13 protein-coding genes are annotated in these 20,421 nt (G+C 64.6%); 3 read left to right on the top strand and 10 right to left on the bottom strand.

What is annotated here, in order from left to right; translation table 11 throughout:
• The first annotated feature begins 198 nt into the window (after nt 1-198).
• Nucleotides 199-1,482: an outer membrane protein transport protein gene (locus tag H7A19_18580; GenBank protein ID MCP5476840.1), complete on the top strand. Its 1,284-nt coding sequence runs from the start codon at nt 199-201 to the stop codon at nt 1,480-1,482.
• An 825-nt stretch (nt 1,483-2,307) separates the two neighbouring features.
• On the opposite strand, the gene H7A19_18585 is transcribed toward H7A19_18580, so the two are convergent.
• The 4 genes from H7A19_18585 to H7A19_18600 all read right to left on the bottom strand — a co-directional run bounded on the left by H7A19_18585 (nt 2,308) and on the right by H7A19_18600 (nt 8,950).
• Complete coding sequence (locus tag H7A19_18585; protein ID MCP5476841.1) at nt 2,308-3,666, bottom strand: hypothetical protein; 1,359 nt, start codon at nt 3,664-3,666, stop codon at nt 2,308-2,310.
• Nucleotides 3,663-6,032 carry a protein kinase gene (locus tag H7A19_18590; GenBank protein ID MCP5476842.1) on the bottom strand — a complete coding sequence of 790 codons (2,370 nt, stop codon included), beginning with the start codon at nt 6,030-6,032 and terminating at the stop codon, nt 3,663-3,665. The genes H7A19_18585 and H7A19_18590 overlap by 4 nt, the downstream gene beginning before the upstream one ends.
• A 79-nt stretch (nt 6,033-6,111) precedes the next feature.
• A complete protein-coding gene (locus H7A19_18595; protein ID MCP5476843.1) occupies nt 6,112-7,050 on the bottom strand; it encodes a 2OG-Fe(II) oxygenase in 939 nt (312 codons plus the stop codon).
• A 7-nt stretch (nt 7,051-7,057) separates the two neighbouring features.
• Nucleotides 7,058-8,950, bottom strand: coding sequence for a hypothetical protein (locus H7A19_18600; GenBank protein MCP5476844.1), 1,893 nt, complete (start codon nt 8,948-8,950; stop codon nt 7,058-7,060).
• A gap of 105 nt (nt 8,951-9,055) precedes the next feature.
• On the opposite strand from H7A19_18600, the gene puuE reads away from it, so the two are divergent.
• Complete coding sequence (gene puuE, locus H7A19_18605) at nt 9,056-9,976, top strand: allantoinase PuuE (protein ID MCP5476845.1); 921 nt, start codon at nt 9,056-9,058, stop codon at nt 9,974-9,976.
• 585 nt (nt 9,977-10,561) lie between these two features.
• Nucleotides 10,562-11,065: a 2-oxo-4-hydroxy-4-carboxy-5-ureidoimidazoline decarboxylase gene (uraD, locus tag H7A19_18610; GenBank protein ID MCP5476846.1), complete on the top strand. Its 504-nt coding sequence runs from the start codon at nt 10,562-10,564 to the stop codon at nt 11,063-11,065.
• A gap of 237 nt (nt 11,066-11,302) precedes the next feature.
• Here uraD and H7A19_18615 read toward each other — a convergent pair whose 3' ends face one another.
• The 6 genes from H7A19_18615 to H7A19_18640 form a co-directional block, all read right to left on the bottom strand.
• Entirely contained in the window at nt 11,303-13,027 is a 1,725-nt protein-coding gene (locus H7A19_18615) for a hypothetical protein (GenBank protein ID MCP5476847.1), read from the bottom strand.
• Nucleotides 13,028-13,585: 558 nt separating this feature from the next.
• Entirely contained in the window at nt 13,586-16,753 is a 3,168-nt protein-coding gene (locus H7A19_18620; GenBank protein MCP5476848.1) for a TonB-dependent receptor, read from the bottom strand.
• A gap of 266 nt (nt 16,754-17,019) precedes the next feature.
• A complete protein-coding gene (locus H7A19_18625) occupies nt 17,020-18,141 on the bottom strand; it encodes a hypothetical protein (GenBank protein ID MCP5476849.1) in 1,122 nt (373 codons plus the stop codon).
• Nucleotides 18,142-18,368: 227 nt separating this feature from the next.
• Nucleotides 18,369-19,007, bottom strand: a complete 639-nt coding sequence (locus H7A19_18630) for an energy transducer TonB (protein MCP5476850.1) — start codon at nt 19,005-19,007, stop codon at nt 18,369-18,371.
• 196 nt (nt 19,008-19,203) lie between these two features.
• On the bottom strand, nt 19,204-19,620 hold the full coding sequence (locus H7A19_18635; protein ID MCP5476851.1) for a biopolymer transporter ExbD: 417 nt from the start codon (nt 19,618-19,620) through the stop codon (nt 19,204-19,206).
• The gene (locus H7A19_18640; GenBank protein ID MCP5476852.1) at nt 19,617-20,252 is read right to left on the bottom strand and encodes a MotA/TolQ/ExbB proton channel family protein; all 636 of its coding nucleotides are present in this window, start codon (nt 20,250-20,252) and stop codon (nt 19,617-19,619) included. The genes H7A19_18635 and H7A19_18640 overlap by 4 nt, the downstream gene beginning before the upstream one ends.
• Nucleotides 20,253-20,421: the final 169 nt, after the last annotated feature.

The raw sequence follows: 20,421 nt of genomic DNA on the forward strand, positions 1-20,421 counted from the left end.
GAGCTGGTACGGCTGCGGGGCGCCAACGCTGAGCGGGAAGTCGGCACGCTGCTGGTATCTCCATTGACCCTTGCTCCGCGCTCAGACGCCATAATGAAAGCTCAGTCTGCCGTTGTGTCCATTGACTGATTCGGGCAATCGGAGCAGTTTGGGCACCTCATTACTGGCGCGGCTTCTGCGCTGCCCCTAGGAGGAAACATGCGAACTTCAGCCCTGTCCCGCGCTCTGATGGTTGCGTTTGCGGCCTTGCCAACCCTGGCCCATGCGATCAACGATGATGAAGTGAACCGCGTGCTGCAGTTCAACTTCTCCAATCCTGGTGCGCGTTCGCTGGGATTGGGCGGCGCTTTCACCGGCCTCGCCGATGACGCAACGGCGGCCTATGCCAATCCGGCTGGATTGACGATATTGCGAACCCAGGAATTTGGCGTCGAGGTGCGACACACGAATTTCGATACGCCCTATGCCTCGGGTGGCGTGGTGGTCAACAACCCCTTTGACAGCAGCGGCGTCGGCACCGATTCGCTGTCGCAATCGGTGACTCAACCGTCCTTCGCCTCGTGGGTCTATCCGACCGAACGCGCGACCTTTGCGCTGTACTACCACCGGGTCGGTGATTTCGAAGGTCGTGTGGCCGCCGATGCCATCGAATTCGTCAATGCCAATGGCAATCCCACGGATCAGTACCTGTCGGCCAGTGGACGTATCCGCTATCAGATCGAGAATTTCGGGGCCTCGGCTGGATTCAAGGTCAGCGACAGCTTTTCGGTAGGCCTGTCGCTGGCCTACTCCGATTTCACCATCAGCTCGCGCAGCCAGCGCAGTTTCGATGTCGGCGAGCCGCCCTTCAGCGAGCAGCGACAGAGCGGCAGCGACAACGATCTGGTGTACACCCTCGGCGCACTGTGGCAACTCAATTCGCAATGGAATCTGGGATTGGCCTATCGCAGTGGCGGCGATTTCTCCTATCGCGCGTCCAACGTCATTCTCGACACCGGCGATCGCCTCGATTTCACGCCGGACTTCAAGGTGCCGCAGGTCTTCAGCGCCGGCCTGGCCTTCCGACCCAGTGATGTCTGGTTGTTCACCCTGGATCTGAACCGGATCGAGTACAGCCGATTGTCGGACGGCATCGAAAGCGTGTTCAACAATCCGAGCGCTCCGCCCTTGTCCATCGACGATGGCACCGAGATCCGTTTCGGTGCCGAGTACGCGCTGATCGAACTCAGCACACCGATGTTCCTGCGCGCCGGTGTCTGGCGCGATCCTGATCACCGCCTGGCCTTCGACGGCAACCGCCCGAGCAATTGCGCCACCCAGTTCGACGATTGCCTGGCTTCGACGCTGTACACGCGCGGCAGCGACGAAACCCATTACAGTGTTGGCCTGGGTTGGGCTTTCCCCAAGGGTCAGCTCGACTTCGCCGCCGACTGGTCGGATCTGGTGGATACCTACACGGTGTCGGGGGTGATCCGGTTCTGATCGACACGGGCAGGAGCCGTCTTGCGGCGAGAGCGGAGATGCAGGAAGTCCCGGTTTTCACGGTCACGACGCAAGGTCGCTCCTACCCACAGCAGGCTTGTCGTAGGAGCGCCCTTGTGGCGCGACCGCCTGTGGCACCTGTGGGAGCGGGCTCTGCCCGCGATGTTCCGGCCGGTGCAGAAGAGCATCGCGGGCGGAGCCCGCTGCCACAGGCCTGACGCCTATAGCTTGCCGGCAAGCGCATCAACGCGGAGAACGCAGAGAACGCAGAGCAGAGCTGATCAGGGATTGCTCTTGCCCTTCTCCGCGTTCTTTCTGCTGTTCCTTTGTGTTCTTTGCGTCCTGCTCCTGGCATCAGATCACCGCAAGTCCCGGTTTTCGCGGTCGCGACACAAGGTCGCTCCTACGAGGGGCCGCGACGCAAGTTCGCTCCTACGACGGCGGTCGCGACGCAAGGTCGCTCCTACGACGGCGGTCGCGACGCAAGGTCGCTCCTACGACGGGGGTCGCGACACAAGGTCGCTTGTACGACGGCGGTCGCGACGCAAGGTCGCTCCTACGACAGAGAACTCGTTGCCTAGCCCGCATTTCTCACACCTGCGCGAGCAGATGCTCCCGATCTTCTAGTGATAAAAGGGGATTCCGAGGCACGCACCAGTCACAGAGTGTTTGGCTGCATCTGCCCGCTTTGCGGACCTCGCGCGTTCTTTGCGACTATCGCTGCGTTGCTCCTCCTCGCAATGGAATCACCATTCCTCGTCGTCGCGCCTTGCGCTAGTCGCAAAGCCCTGCGCGATCTTCCGCAACAGGTGTCAGAAATGCGGGCTAGAGGCTGGCAAAACGCTCGATCAGGCGTGGTGAGAAAGCCTGTGGATTGGGCTTCAGGGCTTCATCGAGGCGCCGCGCTTCGCGCAAATCGATGTCGACGGCGGCGCTGAGCTTGCCGTCGACTTCGCCCCCGCGCACGTACAGATGCCAGCGCGAGGCCGCACGCACGAGCAGGGCGTTGGCGCGGGCACGGGCGTCGGGCAAACGCTCCAGCTGATCCCAGTCGGCGGCTTTGCTGTACTGCGCCGACAGATACCAGCTGACCAGCGTGCGCAGCTGCTCGGGCGCGGGCTTGGGGGCGGCGGCGATGGCCTGTTGCAGATCGCCGCTGGCTCGGGTCAGGGCGTTCAGGGCTGACTCGATCGCCTTGCGATCGCTGCCGGCGCTGGCCTGTTGCAGCCGGCCCCGGGCTTCGCTGGCCGCCTTGGCCTGGGCAGAACCGGCAATGCCGGCGCTGTTGGCGGCGCTCAGATCCTGATCGAGCCTGGCGATGGCGCTGCTGGCGCGCTGTCTGGCTTGCTCCAGAGCCCGCGCTTCTGCCGCCTGCGCCAGTCCGCTGCGGGCCGAGCTGACCCGATCATCGAGCGTGGCCACATTGCGCTCCAGCGCTTGCGCCTCGCTGCTCAGGCTGCCCAAGCGCTGGCTGTCACCGCCGCTGCGGGCGCGCTCCAGATTGCTGCCCAATTGTTGCCGGCCTTGCTTGAGTGACTCCAGATCCCGACCCAGCGCCCGGGCATCGCCGCTGCCGGCCAGCGGTTGACTGCGCAACTGCCCGGAAATCCCATCGATCTTCTGATCGATCCGGGACAGCAGCGTCTGGATCGGGGCGATCTGCGCTGCGCTCAAAGCCGCGGGCCCTGTGGGGGTCGTGGGAGTTGGCTTGCCAGTGACCACGGGATCCTTGCTGACCACCACCACCGGCGGCTTGCCCTCCATGGGGGTGGTCGGCGGCGGCTCGGGTTTGCTCCGGGCCTGCGCCAGCATCTGCGTGCAGCGGGCTTCCTCGCGCGCCTGCGTGTCCGATTCCTTCGACAGTCCGGACACCACGCCACGACTGGCGGGGTTGCTGAAGGCGTCGATGGCGGCGGTGCAATCGCCGAGACGGGCATTGGCCAGACCCAGATAGTAGTGCGGCACATAGGGAATGAAATTGGTGCCGTAGGTGCGCATGCGGTTGCTGGGTTTGGCGTTCTCGGCCAGCGCCGCGCGCATTCGCCGCTGCACTTCGGCCCAGTCGCCCTTTTCGGCAGCCTCGATCCCGTCCTGGTAATCGGTCTTGTAGTCCGCCCGGCCGCTCGCCGGCAGCGCCATCAGGGTGGCGGTCAGCAGAGCCAACAGGACGAGGCGGGCGCTCATTGATAGCCCGCCTGTTGCAGGTAGGCGTCGGTATCGAGCGCCGCAAAGCGCAGTTCGGTGACGCTCAGCTGGCCGCGTGCGACGGTGGCTTCCGCCTGTTGCTCGGTGCGCCCGTCCGGACCCTGCACCGTCAGCCGGTAGCGCCCCTCGGGCAGAGTCAGCACCAGCGGTGTTGCACGTTCGCCGCCGATGGCTTGCTCGGTGCCGTCGGCGGCGGTGACCGAAATCAAGCGACCCCAGGGTGCCACGTCCAGCGCCAGACGTCCGGCGCGCTGTGCTTCCTCACTGGCCCGCCGCTTCGCCAGCAGGGCTTGTTCGGCCTGCTGCACGGCGCTCTCGATCTCGCGCAGCGTGGGGTCCGCCGCAAAGCGCATGCGCACCGGCCCGAGCAGTGCCCTGGCCTGGGTCAGATCGCCGGCTGCCAAGGCCCGCCGGGCGGCGCCGGCCGTACGCTCGACCAGGTCCTCACCCAGTGCCTTGCCGGCTTCGCTGATGCCGGCAGCTTCGAGTGTGCCCAGGGTTGCCAGCACCCGATCCACCGTATCTGGCGTCATGGCCGCGTTTTGCAGGAAGGCGCGGGATTCGGCCAGTTCCTGTTCGGCACTCAGCCGCGCCGTCAGCTGATCGACCGCGGCCATGGCCTTGCGCGCGGCAGGGCTGTCCGGCAACAGTTCCTGCAGGCGTTCGCCCAGGCGCGCCGCGCGCGACAGCTTGCCTTCGTCCAGCGCTTGTTGCAGGGCTGCGCCGAGCACCTTCTCGATGCGGCCGGCCAACGCCAGGTAACGACTGTCGCTGGCCTCGGTGAGCTCAGCCAGGGCCTGCATGGCGGTCGTCAGCCGGCTGTCGTTGACGCCCTCGGCACCATCCAGAATGGCATTGATCTCATCCACCCGCTCGCCGATGTCGGCATTCAGGCGGGCCTGCTGCTGGGCTTGATCCAGACGCGCCAGCTGGGCCTGCAGCTCGTCTTTCGAATACACCAGTCCGGCTTCATCCAGCAGCGCCCGCGCTTCGCCAAACTGGGCACCACCCGCCAGCGTGCCCACCTCGGCCTCGATGGCGCTGCGGAAGGCCTGCTGGCGCTGGGTCACTTCCGGGTGGACGCGGGAAATGGCGTACATGCCGCGTAGCATGTTCAGGGCGCTGTCGTTGCTGGGCCGGACCAGCTGCCCGGCCTGCAGTGTGCGATCGAACTGGGTGGCCAGTGTGGTCAGCGCTGCCCGCTGCTCGGGGCTGAGTTTTTCTTCAGAGAATCCCCACCACAAGCCGGTCAGCAGCAGCACCAGCAAGGTCGCCGCGCCGATCAGCCACTCACGCTTGCCAGGTCGCCACGGCTGCACTGGGGTGGGCAGCGGTTTGCTGCTCCGGGTCGGCGCCGGCCGACGCGCCCGTTGACCGGTAGTGCGGTCGGCCAGATCTGCAGGCGCGCGTGGCTTCAACGAGGCCCTCAGCTGTTCGCCGCCGGGCCCGTCGAAGGAAAAGCCGAGTTCGCGCAACTGTTCCGACCACGGCAGTTCGGTGTCGAAGCGCAGGGCCTGGCGCAGCATGGTGCTGTCCATCAGCGCGGTGCGCAGTGCCACCACCACCGCCGGCATGTCGGCTGGCCGGTCGTCGGGGTTCTTGGCCATCATCGCGTCGATGACCGGCTGCAACTCGGCGAAGTCTTCGGGCAGCTCGGGAATCGGTGCCTGCAGATGTTGCATGCACACGGCGATCGGCGAATCGCCCTTGTAGGGTTGGCGCCCGGTCAGCAGTTCGAACAGCATGCAGCCCAGCGAGTAGACGTCGGAGCGGCCATCGATGGGCATGCCGCTGATCTGCTCGGGGCTCATGTAGTTGGGCGTGCCGAGGATGTTGTCGCCGGTGATCTCGGTGCGATCCGGTGACAGGTCACGGGCGATGCCGAAGTCGGTGAGCACCGGCATCTTGCCGCGCATCATCACGTTGGCGGGCTTCAGATCGCGGTGGACGATGCCGATGTCGTGGGCCGCTGCCAGCGCGCCGGCCAGCTGCACGATCACGCTGATGGCCTCGGCGGCGGTCATGCCTTGGCGCAACTGATCACCGAGGGTGCCGCCCTCGATGTACTCCATCGCGATGTAGGCCTGATCGCCTACCTTGGCAATGTCATAGATGCCACAGACGTTCTTGTGCGAGAGCCGCGCCAGCATCCGGCCTTCGCGCAGAAAGCGCTTTTCCTGGCGTTCGGGATCGGTGGATTCCTTCGCCGAAACGCGCAGGATCTTGATCGCCACCTTGCGGTCCAGCGAAATCTGGGTGGCCAGGTACACGGTCGCCATGCCGCCCACGCCGAGCTCGCGTTCGAGCTTGTAACCGGGGACTTGCGGTGGCGCTTGGGCAGTCATCGACGATCCTGCTGGCAGACCATCGATGGTAGCCAAGGGCCGGGGCCATCGCTACCAGCTTCGCACGCCCGCCGTCGACTCAGTTCCGGGAGAGAGTGTTCAGCAGCCGCCGGGCCAGCCGGCGAAGGTGACCGGACAGCCCGGATTTCACGATTCGGTCGAGATGTTGCTTGGTGGAATCCAGCTCCGACGTCAGCCGTGTGATGTCGCCGTAGAGTCGTTGGACATGCTGATCGCGGCGAGCCAGGGCGATCCTGATCTGTTCGGCATCGTCCGCGCTCAGCGTATGCCCAGCCTGCAGCGGACAATCCACCGGGCGGTCGACATAGATGGTCGAGTGTGGCTGGGCAAGTTCCTCCTCGGGACGCTCGCGGCTGTAGAAATACAGTGCGATGGACCGCCTCGACAGCCGCTGGCGCTCGGCCGGAGGCGCGATCCGCGAAAACCCATGCCAGCTCCATTCGGTGGTCTCGAAGATCACGGCGCGGTTCATCAGCGGGGTAATCACGGTGACCTGATCGTGCTCGCTGCGCGGATCGGAATGCAGTTCCAGGCTGCCACCCCAGGCATCGTCCCACTCCGGATTGAGATAGACGATGAGGTTCAGGCGCCGATGCCAGCCGTTGATCGGGTGACGATTGAAGTCAACGTGGGCGTCCAGATCCTGCCCCGGTCGGTTCTCGTGGGTGCCGCCGCCGAAGTAATGCGGGTCGTAGAGCAGATCCGGTATCCCGGTGATCGCCGAGATCAGGTCCAGAAAGCCGCGGCTCTGGATCTGCTGGTCGAGTTCGGCAAAGGCCGGCCCCAGTTCACGGATCCCTTCCACCGTGCTCTTGTGGCCCAGTTCTCCGGCCTCGTTGCGGGCGTTGCCCTGGTCGAAATCCGGGAACTCGGCGAGCACCCGCGCCAGGAAATCCTCGGCGAAGAAATCGTCGATGAGCACATGGCGAAAGGGTTCGCGCCGGGCAAAGGCCTGTGCCAGCAGCGGGATGCGCGACGATAGTGATGGGTGCAGCATGCTGTCCTCAGTTCGATCCGCCGCCCAGCAGGCTGAACTCGTAGGGAAAGGCACCCTCGAAGGGCGAAACCTGACGCGCGGTCACGCAATAGCTTTCGCCGGGCGACCACCCTTGACCCGACATCTGGGTGTCGATCTGAGCGCCGTCACCGAGCGGTGTCGGGCCGATGAAGGTGCCGGTGGAGAGCCTGGCGATGCTGATGTTCAGACCTGAATTGGCCGGGCACTGGGCCGGAAATGGCAGGGTGCAGAACACGGTTGGCCGACGCAGCCTGAGGGTGTTGGCCGGCTGCCCGCTGTAATTGGCGCAGAGCGTGAACTTGAGCGAGTCCTGACGGCCCGCGCTGTCCATCGAGACACTCTGGGCAAAGCTGGTGGCGGCATTGACACAGCCCGGTACTTCAACCACCGGGCTTGGACAGAAGCTGGTCGTGGAGCCAAAGGTCTGGGCGGTCACCACGGCCGTGGAATTGCCGCTCGGCGCGTTCGACAGTGCCTCGAAGCTCTGTTCGAGTATGGTCGCGATGATCCCGGTGCCGCCGTCGATCGCCCGCACCCTAGCCGTCTGTTCCGGCCGGATCAGATAATAGGCTCGGGGATTTCCGAGCAGCGTGTTGTTGCGCACGGTGACCAGGCCAGCGAAGCTGGGTATGGGAATCAGTTCTTCCTGCCCGAGCAAGCCGTCAAAGAACAAGGCTCCGATTGGACTCGGGTTGCGTTGATCGATCTGTGGCGAATACAGCGCCACCGGCTGAATCGACTTCTCCGCCGCGGCTGCAACCTCGATCGCGACGTTGTTGTGACGCACCGTGGCAAGCTGCACCTGGCCGGAGGCCGTAAAGACGATCTCATCGCTGGTCACCAGCTGTACTGCCTGACCAAAGCGGTTGTTGGCGATGCGAAAAGTCAATCGCCCCCGACTGGGTCCGGCATAGTTCAGGTCCACGGTTTGCAGCGGCAACACATTGTTCCAGCTGTTGTCGTTGAGCGTCGGCGCGTACAGATAGGTGTCGAGACTGTTGCTGATGCGCACGGTGCCCTGCACGTTCACCGGCAGGCCCGGACTGGAGTCATAGACATCGCGGCGCAGATAGTCCTGCAATCGCAGCCGCAGATCGTGCGCCCCGGTACTGCCATAACTGGGTGCGGCATACACCTGGGCGCTGGCCCTGTCGGCGCTGGCCAGACAGAAGGCGGCAAAGCCGGAGCTGCCCCCGAACAGAGCCGGCGCGTGGTATCCGCCGACCACGGCGCCGGCGAAGAAGCCACCGCCGGGGCGATCCACGAACTGGGTCAGCAGAGACACATAGACTTCGCCGTCGGCGGCACCGCCGGGAACGCTGGCGGGGCCCTCGGGGGCAATCGTCATCACATGGTAGCCCGGTTGAATCTCCAGCGTGTGGGTGTATGCCTGGTCGACGCTGAGCGTGGTGGTGGTCTCGAACAACAATTCCGAGACCCCGGGTTCCGGGTTGCGCAGGATCCGTACTCGAACCGGCAAGGACGCTTCGCGATCGCTGGCCGGATTCCCGGTCAGCCTGAGTTCGAGTCGCTGTGGCTCGTTGGCCGGATTCTGGATGTTGAATCCGGCAAAGGCGACTTGACTGCCGTCGAGCATCCCGCCGAAATTCAAACCGCCCTCCAGCCGTTGCGCCCCCGACGGATCCAGCAACAGACTCAGGCCAAAGATGCCCGGTGACACGCCGCTCGCTGGGCCATCTTCGACCAGCGCGATGAAATAGCCGCCCGGGCAGTTGGCAAATGCCGGGTCGGGCAAGGGCAGGGCGAGATCGGCAAAACCCGGTTCGTCTTCGCTGGCAGCCAGGTCCTGCGCCGCCGCCAGACCGAGTACAGCAACGGACAGCAGGATCTTCCGGAAAAGGCTGGAAATAGGGCTCATGGCGGTGCTCCCTCGGGACTTCCAGTATACGCAGCCCATCGACAGAGCCATTGTCGAAACGCACCGCGCGGCTATGCTCGCGACATCTGATGGCGTGCCGACGCAATGAATGCCTACCCTCGTGACCTGATCGGCTATGGCCGCAATCCACCGTTCGCGGATTGGCCTGGCGCTGCCCGCATCGCCGTCCAGTTCGTCCTGAACTACGAGGAGGGCGGCGAGAACTGCGTGCTGCACGGCGATGCTGGCAGTGAGCAGTTCCTGTCGGAAATCATCGGCGCGGCCAGTTATCCGGATCGCCACCTGTCGATGGAATCGATCTATGAGTACGGCTCGCGCGTGGGTGGCTGGCGCATCCTCGACGAATTCGCCCGGCGTGGCTTGCCGCTGACCGTGTTCGGTGTGGCCATGGCCATGCAGCGCAATCCCGATTTCGTCCACGCCTGCCTGCAGGCGGGACACGAAATCGCCTCTCACGGCTGGCGTTGGATTCACTACCAGAACATGGATGTCGCCGAGGAACGCGCCCACCTGGAACGGGCCGTGGACATCCACCGGCAACTGACCGGCGCCGCGCCCTTGGGGTGGTACACCGGGCGCGATTCACCCAACACCCGGCGCCTGGTAGTCGAACACGGCGGTTTCGAGTACGACAGCGACTACTACGGCGACGATCTGCCGTTCTGGACCGAGGTGGAGCGTAGCGACGGAGTGCGCCAGCCGCATCTGATCGTGCCCTACACCCTCGATGCCAACGACATGCGCTTCGCCACGCCGCAGGGCTTCCATACCGCCACCCAGTTCTTCGAATACCTGCGCGACAGCTTCGACGTGCTCTACGCCGAAGGCGAGAGCCAGCCGAAGATGCTGTCCATCGGCATGCATTGCCGATTGCTGGGTCGCCCCGGGCGCTTCATCGCCCTGCAGCGCTTTCTCGACCATATCGGCCGGCACGACCGAGTCTGGATCTGCCGGCGTATCGACATCGCCCGGCATTGGCGCCAGCGGCATCCGTGGCAGGGGTGAGGCTCCGCTCTTCGCAGGACTTCCCGAGCGGCTTTAAAGAGGGATCGCGATCAGACCCAAGACCGCTCGTTCACGCGGAGGCGCGGAGGCCGCAGAGAACGACCAAAGGCCCGCGATGGCGATTGCACACGTCCGCGGCCTCCGCGCCTCCGCGTGAGACATCCGGCCGGAACCTGTGGATCGCCGCCGTGGAGGGTGCCGCGCTGCGGCGCCGCCTTGCCCTATCGGGAGATCAACAGCGGCCGCGCAGGCGCGCGTCCCTCCTCAAGACGGCTCGGTACTTGTCCGCGTTCATGGCCATTGGACAATGTTTGCAGATGCAGGCGGAGCAGAGCGGACCATGGACAGCCATTCTCTGCGTTCTCAGCGCCCCTCTGCGTTCTGTGCGTTGGGTTTGTGGCAGCGGCGCCCCCGTGGTCCCCAAGTGCGGCCACCACGGCCCGACACCGCGGTCGCCAGTTCCTGGATTGCTTCGTCACTGCGTTCCTCGCAATGACGCCTTCGTGTAGCTTCTTCCCGTGCCCCGTGCCCCGTGCCCCGTGCCCCGTGCCCCGTGCCCCGTGCCCCGTGCCCCAGGAACCCGCAATGACGCCCGCCCAACTCAACGACTTGTCCCAGGAACAGTTCACGGCCATCCTTGGCGGCATCTTCGAGCACTCGCCCTGGATCGCCGCCGCCAGCTGGTCGCAACGGCCTTTCTGCGATGTTGAGGCGCTGCATGCAGCCATGTGCAGGGTGCTGGCCGATGCCGATGACGAGGCCAAGCTCAGACTGATCCGCGCCCACCCGGAACTGGCCGGTCGAGCCGCGATCCGCGGCGAACTCACCGAGGCCTCCAGCCGCGAGCAGTCCGGCGCCGGCCTCGATCAATGCTCCGCCGAAGAATTCGCTGAGCTGACCCGGCTCAACCGGGCCTACAACGAGCGCTTCGGCTTTCCCTTCATCCTTGCCGTGCGCGGTCACACCCGCAGCAGCATCATCGCCAACATGGCCGAGCGTCTGGGTAACAGCCGTGAAACCGAGATTGCCACTGCCCTGGCCCAGATCGAACGCATCGCGCTGTTGCGGCTGCGTGATCTGCTGGAGTGAGTGCCGGTCTCCCCGGGTCTGCTGCGCCGCCCGGTCTGCCCTCCGTTCGAGCGGTCACTCGAAAGCATCGCGGATGAATCCGCTCCCACAGGGCGTGGCTCCTGTGGGAGCGGCTTCAGCCGCGACCGGCCGGTCAATGATCGAGGCCCCTGCCGCCAGAAAGAAAAAGGGCGCGGGTTGCCCCGCGCCCTGAAAGATCCGATCAGTACTGCCGATCGTTCTTTTTGGAGGTGTTACTCAGCGCAGATCGAAGGTCCAACCCGCCGCCCAGTTGTCATCGGCGCTCTGGAAGGCACCGATGAAGTCGTTGGCGTCGAAGAACTCGCCCGGCTTGGTCGGGGCTGCCAGACGCACCGCTGCAGCGCTGCTCGGGAAGGCCGTGGTGCCGGCCAGCGGGCTGGCGCCGGTCAGGTTGTTGGTGCCAGCGGCATACCAGGCGCTGATCAGGTACGGATCGGCGGCGTTGTCCTCGAAGTTGGTGTTGTTGCTGAGGAACATGTCGCGCATCTGCAGCTGCGTGCCCAGTGCGGTTGGCGTTCCGCCAAGACCGAAGGTGACGCTGTCGTTGAAGTTCAGTCCCTCGGCGTTGAAGCCGACCACCAGACCCTTGGCGTAGTTGGCGCCGGAGCCGCGACGCAGACGGATGCCTTCATTGCCCGCGGCGCCGCCGATCAGCGTGAAGTTGGAGATCGTCGGGCGCGTGCGCGGCAGCAGATCGAAGGAGCTCGGGTGGTTGTCAGACTCGATGCCGTTGGAGTCCGAACCGACCACGCCGATTTCCGGCACCTGACGCACGTAGGCGTACTGGATGTTGCCCTGGTAACCCAGGTCAAAGTCCAGCGCATCGTCTTCAGCGCCCTGGATCACGACGTAGCGCAGGTTGACCGTGCCACCGAAGAATTCAATGCCGTCGTCCTTGCCACCGTAGATCTGCACATGATTGACGACGGTGCCGCTGCCGACACCCAGCATCGTGATCGAGTTCAGCTCTTCGTTCGGGCGCACTTCCTGCCCGGCATGGCGCACCTGCACGTACTCGAGCACGCCGCTGGAATCACCGGTGTTGGTACCGCCGAACTGCTGACTGGCGACCGCTTCGAAGGTGCAGGGCGTGCCGTCCTGCGAGGAATTGCACTGCGAGTTACCTGCCAGCACCAGACCGGCCCAGGAGCCGTTGACCGGGGTCGGACCCGTGAACACGATCGGCGCGTAGGGCTTGCCGCGGGCGATCAACTGCGAACCCGGCTGCACGGCCAGGTAGCTCAGCGTGGCGCCGCTGCCGGAGATGTAGGTGCCCGGCTCGACGATCAATCGACCCGGTCCGGTGTTGCGACCAGTGCCGACCAGCGTGGGGCCATCAATCAGGTAGGTGGCCGCGTTGCTCAGACGCACATCACCGGTGACCGGCGAGGTGATCTTGCAGACGCGATCGACGCCGGCAACTGCCGTGGTGCCGGCCGGGCAGGCGCTGAACGGCTCGGTGTACACGCAGGTGCTGGGCACCGTGCCCGGGCGCGAGAAGCTGTAGTTGACGGCCGGCAGGGTGGTGCCAGCGGCGGGCGTGAAGTTGATGCTCATCGCGTTGCAGGAAGCAAAGCTGACGTTGGCCTTGCCGAGTACGGCACTGGCCGGGGTCGAGAACGGAGTGCCGAAGTTGCCACCCGTGAAGCGCAGCACGTCCATGTCGGACCAGGAGAACTCGCCTTCGACGACGGGCGTTTGCGTGGTCAACCACAGCGGGTTGCCGGCAGTGTCGAAGCTGAAGATGGTGATGAACAGCACGCCATTGCCCGGCGTGGTGGCAATGTAATCGACCAACGCGCCACGGCCGCTCTCGGCCGGGTTGAACCACGCGCCCTCGAAGGAATCGTTGACGGTCAGGGCAGCATGGGCCTGCGCGCCGATGGCAAGCGCAAGCGCGCCGGTGAGCAGGGAGCCTTTCAGGCGACGGATTGACAACATGATGACCTCTTCAATGCGTGACGGATCGGGAGCCAGCCGAACTTCGACCGGGGAATCACATGCTGGAACCCGTGTGTTACAGGTTCTTGACTGTGACACGACGGTTCGATGTCGTAAGAGCGGTGGCACGGGGCACGGGGCAGGGGAAGAGCGGCGGGTGGCGAGGCTCTTGTGGGTCCGGACTTGTCCGGACGCTTTTCCCGGCAGAGACCAGAAGCGTAAGAGCGGGGGCAGGGGGCAGGGGGCAGGGGAAGAGCGGCGGGTGACGAGGCTCGTGTGGGTCCGGACTCGTCCGGACGCTTTCCCGGCAGAGACCAGCAGTGTAAGAGCGGGGGCAGGGGGCAGGGGAAGAGCGGCGGGTGGCGAGGCTCCTGTGGGTCCGGACTCGTCCGGACGCTTTTCCCGGCAGAGACCAGCAGCATCCACACAAGTCTGGACCCACAACAGCGCCGAAACCCTTAGCCTTTCCCGTGCCCCGTGCCCCGTGCCCCGTGCCCCGTGCCCCGTGCCCCGTGCCCCGTGCCCCGTGCCCCGTGCCCCGTGCCCCTCAGCTGCCGCTCACCACTTCCACTCGATCGCGAGATTGAGTTCGCGGCCCTTGCGGTACTCGCGGGTGATGCCGTCGCCCTGGGTAAACTCGACGGTGGGGTCGAGCAGGTTCTTGGCGCGCGCCTTCAAGGTCCAGCCTGACCAGGGCAGGCTCTGCTTGTACACCAGGTCGAGTTGATCGAAGGGCTCTTCGTAGATGTCCGGAGCGCCGAAGGTGCCGACATTGGAGATGCGCCGGCCGAAGCGGTTGAACACCAGCGAGGTCTCGCGGCCCGACTCGGGATTGATGTAGCCGAGCTGGAAGTTGGCCACATAGGGCGACTGTCCTTGCAGCGGACGCTCGCGGGTGGTCTGGATGCTGGCGGCAGACCCGAGCTCGATGGTGGAATCGATATAGGCGTAGTTGGACGAGACGTACCAGTTCTCCCAATGGAAATCCGGAAGCCATTGGGGATTGGCCCAGCTCTTGTCAGCGAGCATGCCCAGGGTCTTGTAGATGTCGAATTCGATGCCGCGCAGCGTGGCGCTCTGGACGTTGACGTAGGTCAGCAGCTCGCCGGTACCCGGCACCAGCACGCGTTCGATCGGCTGGTCGAACTTCTTCATGAACAGGCTGGCGGTGAAGCTCTCGGAATCGGTGAAGTAGTATTCCCAGCGCAGGTCGTAGTTCTTGATGCTGGTGCTCACCAGATCAGGGTTGCCGATGGTCTCGGTATCCAGCAGCGGATCGGTGAAAGGCGCCGCGGACAGTTCGCGGAAATCCGGCCGCGACAGGGTCTCGCTGTAGCCCACCCGGAACTGATCCTTTTCCGTACGCACCCAGGTCAGGCTGGCCGAAGGCAGCAGGTCCTTCTGCTCGATGCGGGCTTCGGTGATCGCCGCGCTCGGCTGTGTCGGATCACCGGTCGACACCAATTGGAAGTTGTCTTCCTGGCGGGCGCCCACGGTCAGTCGCCAGTCCTCGTGCCAGACCAGATCGGCGCTGGCATAGAGCGCATCCAGCGATTGTTCGGCGACATAGAAGTCGGTGTCGCGGCCAGTCTGGTCGAACTGGAAACCGCCAGGCCCGATGTTGGCGGGCACAAAGATCTCATTCGGAGTCAGTCGCAGGATGGCCGGGTTGCGCGACAGCGCGCCGACCGCGCGATAGGCAAAACGCAGGATGCCCGAGTCACGATCGCGCCGCAGCTGCGAGGCACCGGCGCTGAAGGTGACCGAGCTGTCATCGGCAAACTGCCACGGCAATTTCAGGTTGAGCGAGTACTCCTTGGCGCTGTCATCCAGTTCGCCAAACTCGATACTGTTGCTGTCGGCACGCGAGGAGAAGCGGTACTCGCCGCTGTTGTTGTCCTGGTCGTAGCGAATCTGCACATCGCTGGGTGCGTCGCGCCCGGCACGCGCATTGGTTGATTGCCAGTCGACCGTCAGATTGCTCAAGCGCGGAAAAATGTGTTCTCCCGAAATTTGCTGAGAAATCAGGAAGTTCTCGTTCCACTGGTTCTGGTAGAAGCGCGAGCGGTCGCCAGGGTCTTCGGTATAGCCTTCGGTGAAGCGCGCCTCGTCGGTGGTCTGGCGCACCAATACGGTGGTGGAGGTGAGCTTGTGGTTCTCGCCGAACTCGATGCCGGCATTGAGGAAGGCTGAAAGTTCAATATTCTGCTCGGTGCGCAGGCGCTCCAGTTCGGCGCCCAGAATCAAGGTGTCTGCACCCTGGACGTTGAACCTGCGACGCGTTTCCTGGGTGGTATCCCATTGATTGTTGTAGCGCAGCGAGGACAGAAAGCCGACCTTGTTGTTGCCGAACTGCCAGACATTGCCGAGCGAGGCCGACACATTGGCGCCGGGTGGCAGCGATTCGGGCGATTGATTGAATCCGCGCTGGGCGAATGTCTCACCATAGGCTTCGTACTCGGCCGGCGTGACACCGCCCGGATTGAAGGTCGTGCGTGGCCGCAAACGGCCGTCCTGGGCGATGCGGTCGGCAATCGCGCCAGGCAGATCGCGCGTGCCACCTTCGAACCCGGTCCAGTCCGAATCATCGCCGCGATAGGTCAGGCCTTCGCTGCCGGTGGTGCCGTCGAGGTAGGTGCCGCTGATCTGCACCTTGGCGACAAAGCCCTCCGGCACGCCTCGGGTGCGCAACTGGATGGTGCCGCCGCCGAATTCACCGGGCATGTCGGCGGTGAAGGTTTTCTGGATGACGATGCCTTGCAGGATCTCGGTCGGAAACAGATCCAGCGGCACCACGCGCCGGGTGGGATCTGGCGAGGGAATCTGGGCGTTGTTGAGCAGCGTGGACGAGTAGCGCTCGCCGAGGCCGCGGACATAGACGAACTTGCCATCGACCAGGGTCAGGCCGGTCACGCGGCGCAAGGCGCCGGCGGCATCGGAATCGCCGCTGCGGGCAATCTGTTCGGCGCCGATGATGTCGGTCACTGCGCTGGAGGTACGTTTCTCTTCCACGAACGCGGCCAGTGAGCCTTCGACATAGGGCTCGGTCACGACGAACTCGGCCAGCTCCAGCCCGGCCGGCGTCAGTTCGATATTGCGCGTGGCCTTGCCCTTGGCCGGAATCTCCACCGCATCCAGGGTCTGCGAGGCAAAACTGGGTGCGAGGACCGACACCGAATAGCTGCCGCCCGGCAGATCGGCCTTGAAACGGCCCTCGGCATCGGTGGTCAGGTCGATGGGCGTGCCGGCAATGTAGACCCGTGCGCCGGCCACCGGCTTGCCGTTCTCGGCATTGATGATCTGTCCTTCCAGCGTACCGGGATCGGCAATGACCGGCTGCTCGGCCAGATCCTGGGTGGATTGGGCCGAGCTCTCGAGGCTGACGCTGGCCTGGCCATCGCGTTCGAAATTGATGATGAGTTCGGCAATCTCGCCGGCCTTGGTGGTCAAGGGTAGCGTCGTGACCACCTGGCCCTGGCGCAGGATCTCCAGCTGGTGCTCGCCGCTGCTCAGGTCCAGGCGCAGCGCGCCAAACTCGTTGGGTTGCTGCTCGATGCCATCGACCCGCAAACGGTAGTCGGCGGTCGGCCCGGCGACCGCATCAAAGCCATAGACATCGACCAGCGCGCGCCCCGGCGTCTGTGCCTGCGCCACCAGCGCGGCGGACAGCATCAGCGCCAGCAGTGTGCGGCGCGGTGTCTGGCGATTTCGGGTTGGCTTGCGCATGGGTCTCTCGATAACCTTGTGGGTTCGGAAGAATTCGAACCGCTCTTCGTAGGTCACGTTGCGCTTGCGCTACGTGACGCTTTCGTTTTTCTCTGCGCCAGAACTGGCGCTTCACCGCGTCACGTAGCCCGCTGGGCGGCCAACGTGACCTGCTGCATGGCGCTTCTTCTGTGGGAGCGGGCTCTGCCCGCGATGCTTCTGGTCGGGCCCCGGATCGCGGGCAGAGCCCGCTCCCACAGAAAGGCCTGCTCCCGCTTTGGCTGGTCCTACACGCAACGCCAGCGCTCCGCTGCGCAGTCCTGCATCGACTGGCGCAATTCGGTGGCCTTGCGGAACAGGTCCGGCTTGGTCAACTTGGTCAGATGCGCTTCGGCGGCGGCGAAATCGCCTTCCTTGAACAGGGCGTAGGCCAGCGCATAACGCACGTCTTCGTCCTCCAGCAGTCGCGTGCGCGTCAGCGCCAGCTCCATGCCGCGCACCTCGGCGAAACGACCCAACTCAATCAGGATGCCCAGTCGCTGCTTCAGCTTCAGCGGCTGATCTTCAATCTGCGCATTCACCGCCAGGGCCCGCGCATAGAGCTTGGCGCGGCGGAACAGCTCGGCGGCTTCCGGCTTCAGCGTGGGGTCGCTGAGACTGGCTCTATACATCAGCTCGCCGGCGGCCAGCGGCTCGCCCTTTTCCAGATAGGTCGCAGCGAGCACCTTGATCACGTTCTGGCTTTCGGGAAACTTCATTCGCGCCGATTCCAGAAACAGCAGCGCGCCGTCAAACTGGCGCGCGCGCTTCAGCGCGTTGCCGATGGCCACATAGTCCTCTTCCTTGCCTTCGGCCACCGCCAGATACTGCTGACCGCGGGCGGCCGCTTCCTGGTACAGCCCAAGCTCCATCAGGAAGAACACCTCGCGGCGCAGGAACTGGGTGTTGGCTGGAAAGCGCCGCGCGCCATCGGCCAGCACCGCAAAGGCCTGGGCGTGATCCTTCAACAACCAGTGCGCCTGTGCGCGCATGAGGAATACCGGCGCCAGCGTGTCGAAGGCCGCACCGGCGCGATCCAGCGTCTTCAGCACATCGGCATAACGTTCCAGCCCGAATTGCGCCTGCGCCAGATACAGATAGATCGTCGGCTCGGACTGCCCCGCCGCGATCGCCCGTTCAAAGGCCGCGACCGCCGCTTCCGGCTGCTGCCGGTTCAAGGCAATCAGCCCGCCCAGCGTGTAGTACTTGATCGCATCCAGCTCGGGATCGGCCGCATCGACCTTGGCGTACTCGATCGCCGCCTTGTCGTAGTTGCCGTCAGAGGCCAGCACCGCGGCGAGTTCGAGGAAGTCGGGTTGGTCCGATGCCGTCTTGGCGTGGGTCGGGAGCGATGCGGCTGTGAGCAGCACTGAGGCGAGCAGGAGTAAAACGTGAAACGTGAAACGTGAAGGGGGGTGCTGGGGGCCGGGAGCTTTTCGGTTCTGGCGCGACTCGCTCGGGTGCCTTTGTAAAACGTAAAACGTGAAACGTGAAAAAAAGCCGAAAGCCCCGATGTTTCCGCCTTCATATTGACGTTTTACGTTTGACGTTTCACCTTGCTTGCCGCAACGCAGGATTTTCGCGACCAGGGTCGTGCTCATGACAAATCAAACCTCACCCGCTGCGTGGCCCACACGCGTACGGCTTGACCCTGGTACTGGGCGGGTTCGAATTTCCAGGTCTTGACGCCGGCTTCGGCGGCGGCTTCGAAGACGCCTGCCGGCTGCGATTCGAGCACCTTGACCCGCTCGACCTGGCCGGTGGGGCTGATCAGCACGCTCAGCAGGACATAGCCCTCCACGCCCTGGGCCTTGGCGCGCAGCGGGTAGGGGATGGCACTTTGCACCATCGGTCGCGGTGGCACATCGACCGAGGAATCGGTCATGACCACGTCCTTGCCGTCGCCGAGCAGATTGCTGCCCAGCGCCGACAAGTCTTCGGATTCGTATTGCGGCAGGCCGAAATCCAGGCCGGCCAGCGCCGAGCCCAGATTCGCCGACGGCGGCGCCGGCGCCCGTTTGGGCTGACGCTTGGGCGGCTCACGTTTCTGCACCTCACGCTTGGGCTTGGGCTTTTCCTTCTTCTCGGCCACGATCTGCGAGATCGCCGTGCCCGATTCGCCGCTGCGCAGATCGGCCTTGCGATTCATCCACAGGATCGAACTGCCGACCAGCATCAAGCCGATGGCCGTGCTCAACAGCGCGGCGCCAAGACGACGGGAGCGCGTGGCGATCATGGTCGCGCCACCCCGACAGCCCCTGCTGCCCCTGTGGGAGCGGACTCCGTCCGCGATGCTCTGGCCCCTGTGGGAGCGGACTCCGTCCGCGATCGGCGGCTCAAGATCCCAGACATAGCCTGCTCCCCCAGCCGCGGCATCGCGGGCAGAGCCCGCTCCCACAGGAGTGCCGAGCCAGTTTGGCGAAGCCGGTTCATCAGCCCTCTCCCGCCTCAACCGACGTCGCCACGCCGATATCCTCGGCACCTGCCAGGCGGGCCTGATCGACCACTTCCACCAGGCGTCCGGAAGGCACCAGTTCGTCGGTGACCACCAGCACGCTCTTGCTGGTCATGGCCTTGATCTGGTCGCGGATGCGGCTCTGCAGCGTCCAGATCTGCACCGGCTCGCCGTCGATGTAGGTCTGTCCCTGCTTGTCGATGTACACGCGCACGGCCTTGGTCGAGGCCACCTGGGTGGCGGTGGCGCCGGGGCGGTCGATATCGACCTTCATGTCCTTGACGAAGGTGGTGCTGACCATGAAGAAGATCAGCAGGATGAAGGTCATGTCGATCATCGGGGTCAGATCGACACCACCTTCGGCGGGTTTGTCCTGGTGACGGCGAAAACTCATGGATGGATCTCCGGGCGCGCCGGTGACAGCGAGCACAAGATGTCTTTGATCTGGGCAAGGTCATGTTCGATCTGGCGTTGACGCCGGTCGAGCACGCTCTTGACGATGTAGCCAGGCACCGCCACCACCAGTCCCATCTGGGTGGTGAACAGCGCGGTGGCGATACCGCCGGCGATGCCGCCGGTCTGGCTGAACAGGGTCATGTCGCCGAGCGAGTTGAAGGTCTCGATCATGCCGATCACGGTGCCGAGCAGGCCCAGCAGCGGAGCAATGGCGACAATGGTCGAGACCACCAGCGAATAGCGCTTGATCTCGCTCTGATAATGTCCAAAGGCCTCGTCCAGGCGTTCGCGCAGATAAGGCTTGTGCTCGGCCCACAGAGCGACACCCTGATTGACCGCAGTATCGACGATGCCCTTGAGTACCCTGGGCTTGTCACGCAATCGGTTGTTGATCAGCACACGCACACTCTTGGCGCCGCCACGATTGAGCGTGACCCAGCGCCAGCCGATGGCGAACCACAGCACCACCACGCATAGCACCAGCGGCGGCATCACCAGCCCGCCGTTCTGCAGATAGGCGCCGATGGCCTCTGCGGCGCTGCCTACGCTATGGACGCGATCGCCGATCATTGGGAGATACCTGAGGGCACGAGGGCGCGGAGGAAAGAGGGCACGAGGGCGCGAGGGCACGAGGGCACGAAAAAGCGCGTCTCGTGCAACCGGCTGCCATTGAGAGGCGGGTCGGGCGTGAATTGGCGCGTGGCAGCTGTTGCGTGCCCTCGTGCCCTCTCGCCCTCTT

Source organism: Rhodanobacteraceae bacterium (assembly GCA_024234055.1).
Taxonomy (GTDB): Bacteria; Pseudomonadota; Gammaproteobacteria; order Xanthomonadales; family SZUA-5; genus JADKFD01.